The organism is Hydrogenophaga sp. FW305-3-2-15-A-LB1, from assembly GCF_058787875.1.
The window spans coordinates 1-3442 of record NZ_JBYTAE010000166.1 but is presented as its reverse complement, the minus strand read 5'-3'; the positions used below and the strand labels follow the sequence as shown (position 1 = coordinate 3442).

The 3442-nt window shown below is 66.4% G+C and carries 3 protein-coding genes; all 3 read right to left on the bottom strand.

The window, feature by feature from the left end:
- Nucleotides 1-69: 69 nt before the first annotated feature.
- Entirely contained in the window at nt 70-1407 is a 1338-nt protein-coding gene (locus AC3WPZ_RS27765) for an ABC transporter substrate-binding protein (RefSeq protein WP_382322020.1), read from the bottom strand.
- Nucleotides 1408-1498: 91 nt separating this feature from the next.
- Nucleotides 1499-2575: a branched-chain amino acid ABC transporter permease gene (locus AC3WPZ_RS27760; protein WP_291121912.1), complete on the bottom strand. Its 1077-nt coding sequence runs from the start codon at nt 2573-2575 to the stop codon at nt 1499-1501.
- Between the two features lie 30 nt (nt 2576-2605).
- Nucleotides 2606-3442, bottom strand: an 837-nt coding sequence (locus tag AC3WPZ_RS27755) for a branched-chain amino acid ABC transporter permease (protein WP_492442574.1), incomplete at its 5' end; no start/stop codon positions are given.

Genomic DNA, 3442 nt, shown 5'->3' with positions numbered 1-3442 from the left:
CCCTGGCAGATGGCGGCTGGAAAAACCAGCCGCGAGAGAACCGCCGCGCGCGCAGCGCGGCGGCGGTGCTTAACTCTGGCAGTCGGCCGGGGTGCGGGCCGTCAGTTTTTTCTCGGCCGCGTACTTCGCGGCCGTGGTCTTCACCATGGGCTTGATGATCTGCTGATCGGCCTCGATCCAGTCGGAGGTGAAGGTCCACTTGGTGCCGTCCCAGGTGTGGATGCGCGCAGCGCCCGCGCCCACGTGGTCGGCGCACGAGGTGCTGATGGGGCCGCGCAGCACGCCCTTGAAGCCCAGCGCGTCCAGCTTGGCCTGCGTCAGGTTCAGGTTTTCCAGGCCCCAGCGCACCTGCTCGCCCGTCATGACCTTGCCCTTGCCGAAGCGCTCCTGCGCGGCGCGGATGCCTTCGATGCCCACGGCGGCGCTGACCACGCCACGCAGGTACAGGGTTTCACCGACCTCGTCGCGCGGGCCGGTGCCCTGGCCCTTGTCGTGCAGCTTGGCCAGGATCTCCTTGATGATGGGGGCGTTCTTGTCGGTGCCGTGCTGCAGCGTGACGCCGTTGTAGCCCTTGGCGCCCTGGCCCACGTCCTTCACGTCGGGCTCGGCACTGGACCACCACACGCCGTACATCTTCTCGCGCGGGTAGCCGGTGGCCTGGGCTTCCTTCAGGGCGGTGGAGTTCATCACGCCCCAGCCCCAGAGCAGGGTGTAGTCGGGGCGCGACTGGCGGATCTGCAGCCAGGTGGCTTTCTGTTCCACGCCGGGCGCGGCCACGGGCAGCAGCTGCAGCTCGAAGCCGTGCATCTTGCTGCGCTCCTGCAGCAGCGGGATCGGTTCCTTGCCGAACGGCGAGTCGTGGTAGACGAGGGCGATCTTCTTGCCCTTGAGCTTGTCGAGGCCGCCTTCCTTCTGTGCGATGGCCTGGACGATCACGTCGGCCGCCACCCAGTAGGTGCCCAGCAGCGGGAAGTTCCACTTGAAGATGGTGCCGTCGGCGCTCTCGCTGCGGCCATAGCCGGTGGTGATCAGCGGGATCTTGTCGACCGAGGCTTTTTCCGTCAGCGCGAAGGTCGCGCCAGTGGCCCAGGGGTGGATCAGCGCGGCGCCGCCGTTCTTGCCCTTGAGGCGTTCATAACATTCCACGCTGCGCGCCGTGTCGTACATGGTTTCGCACTCTTCCACCAGCAGCTTGACGCCGTTGATGCCGCCGCGCGCGTTGACCAGCTTGTAGTAGTCGACGATGCCGTTGGCGGTGGGCGTGCCGTTGGGCGCGTAGGCGCCGGTGCGGTACGACAGCACGGGCAGGTACTGCTCCTTGGCCTGGGCCAGTGCGGCGGTCGACACCAGCGACGCGGCGCCCGCGAGCGCCACCGTGGCGGCCACAACGATCTTGCGAAGTTTCATAGTTGTCTCCATGTCATGAAAGGTTGAAACACACACTCAGTAAACGCTCAAACACCACGAAAAACATCGGTACTTGCCAGCAACCTGCCGCTCAGTGCGGGAAGGGCCACAGGCGCAGCTTCTGTTTGCCGATGGACCACAGCCGCGCCAGCCCATGGGGCTCGACGATCAGGAACCACACGATCAACCCACCAAAGATCATCAGCTCGGCGTGCGAGACCGCGGTGGTGGAAATGGAGAAGCCGAACAGGCCGGCCACGAAGGGCAGGAACTGGCTCAGGGCGATGGGCAGCACCACGATGAAGGCCGCGCCGAAGAAGCTGCCCATGATGGAACCCAGGCCGCCGATGATCACCATGAACAGCAGGCGGAAGGAGTAGTCCACGGAGAACGCCGAGGGCTCCCACGCGCCGAGGTAGACGAAGGCCCAGAGCGCGCCGGCCACGCCGATGATGAAGCTGCTCACCGCGAAGGCGCTGAGCTTGGCGTACATCGGGCGGATGCCGATCACCGCGGCGGCCACGTCCATGTCGCGGATCGCCATCCACTCGCGGCCGATGGCGCTGCGCACCAGGTTCTTGGCCAGCAGCGCGATGACCGCCAGCACCGCCAGGCAGAACAGGTACTTGCTCGCGGCGCTCTCCAGCGGCAGGCCGAAGACCTGCAGGTTGGACACCGCCACCGAGCCCGAGGGCGTGTCCAGCGTGAACCACTTGATGCGCAGGAACATCCAGTCGGCGAAGAACTGCGCGGCCAGCGTGGCCACCGCGAGGTACAGACCGCGCACGCGCAGGCTGGGCAGGCCGAACAGGATGCCGAACAGCGTGGCGCACAGCCCACCCAGGATCAGTGCCGGGACCAGCGGCATGCCCGGCACGCGCACAAAGAAGTTGTAGGCGCCGTAGGCCCCCACGGCCATGAAGGCACCCGAGCCCAGCGAGATCTGGCCGCAGTAGCCCACCAGGATGTTCACGCCCACGGCGGCGAGCGAGAAGATCAGGAAGGGGATCAGGATGGCGCGCATCAGATAGTCGCTGGCGAGCATGGGCACGGCGACGAAGGCCAGCGCGATCAGGGCCAGGATGAACCAGCGGTCCTGCGCGATCGGGAAGATCTGCTGGTCGGCGCGGTAGGTGGTCTTGAATTGACCGTTTTCACGATAGAACATGGCGGGCTTTCTTTTCTTTGTTCTTGTGCGTTACACGCGATCGATGATCTTTTCGCCGAACAGCCCCTGGGGCCGGAACAGCAGGAACACCAGCGCCAGCACATAGGCGAACCAGATCTCGATGCCGCCGCCCACGAACGGCCCGAGGTAGACCTCGGAGAGCTTCTCGCCCACGCCGATGATCAGCCCGCCGATGATGGCGCCGGGCACCGAGGTGAGGCCGCCCAGGATCACCACCGGCAGCGCGCGCAGCGCGATGGTGGTGAGCGAGAACTGCACGCCCAGCTTGGAGCCCCAGATCATCCCGGCCACCAGTGCCACGAGGCCGGCCACGCACCAGACGATGACCCAGATGCGGTTGAGCGGGATGCCGATGGACTGCGCGGCCTGGTGGTCGTCGGCCACGGCGCGCAGGGCCCGGCCGGTGGCCGTCTTCTGGAAGAACAGGCTGAGCGCGATCACCATCGCGGCGGCGATGGCCGCGGCGATGACGTCTTCCTGGTTGAGCAGCAGGCCGCCCTGGAACACCGAGTCCAGCACGAACACCGGGTCCTTGGGCATGCCGATGTCGATCTTGTAGATGTTGCTGCCGAACAGGCTCTGGCCCAGGCCGTCGATGAAGTAGGTGATGCCCAGCGTGGCCATCAGCAGCGTGGCGGCCTCCTGGTTCACCAGGTGGCGCAGCACCAGCCGCTCGATCAGCCAGGCCATGGCGAACATCAGCGCGCCCGCCGCCACGAAGGCCGCGGCGTTGGCCACCCACTTGTTCTCGACGCCGGTCCACAGGGGAATCCACTCGGAGAAGCGGGCCATGGCCAGGGCGGCGAAGAGCACCATGGCGCCCTGGGCGAAGTTGAAGACGCCCGA

Bases quoted from the DNA above. Each gene is read 5' to 3' on its own strand.
- AC3WPZ_RS27765 (WP_382322020.1), bottom strand. From the start codon at position 1,407: ATGAAACTTCGCAAGATCGTTGTGGCCGCCACGGTGGCGCTCGCGGGC.
- AC3WPZ_RS27760 (WP_291121912.1), bottom strand. From the start codon at position 2,575: ATGTTCTATCGTGAAAACGGTCAATTCAAGACCACCTACCGCGCCGAC.